Origin of the sequence: Bifidobacterium felsineum, assembly GCF_002802915.1 — a bacterium.
Lineage (GTDB): Bacteria > Actinomycetota > Actinomycetes > Actinomycetales > Bifidobacteriaceae > Bifidobacterium > Bifidobacterium felsineum.
Genome location: NZ_PEBJ01000013.1, coordinates 1 through 507, shown reverse-complemented (window position 1 = coordinate 507; position 507 = coordinate 1). Strand labels below are relative to the sequence as shown.

1 protein-coding gene is annotated in these 507 nt (G+C 48.5%); it reads right to left on the bottom strand.

Annotation, left to right across the window (positions count from 1 at the left end; translation table 11 throughout):
- Positions 1 to 507: restriction endonuclease subunit S (locus tag CSQ86_RS09650; RefSeq protein WP_100494927.1), on the bottom strand; the 507-nt coding region annotated here is incomplete at both ends.

The following is a 507-nucleotide window of genomic DNA, read 5'->3' as shown; positions in this document are numbered from 1 at the left end:
ACGCTGATGAAGGGTGATGAGGGAATCGAGACGGGAGAAGAAACTGCCGATGGCCTGCTGCTCAATAAGCGATGGCATCGATATTGGCATCGAGGCAAGCTGCTTACCTGAAATCTCAAGAAAAGTTGAACCCGAGGCTTTTTCCTCAGCCCATTTCTTGATTCGATTGCTCATTGAGTAAACAAAATAGACATCTGCGTGCATGCCAATAACAAGAGATTGGAACCCCTGATTCGTGCATGCAGCATGACGCAGTATTGCTGTGTTTCCGATGCCTGCGCGGCTTGTAAAAAGAATTGTTTGGCCCGCTGGCAGCATTCTCGCGGAGCAGTTGCTAAAACCAGCTTCTGTTATTCGACGCACGCTTCCATCAGCGTATATTTGGTCGCCTAACTCAGCTGGCGAATACCAATCAATATCACCATCCCAATAATCAGCATTATTTGTATCTGGCGTACCACCCCCAACGATATCGGCGAGTTCACCCAACTTACGCTGTTCCCAAGC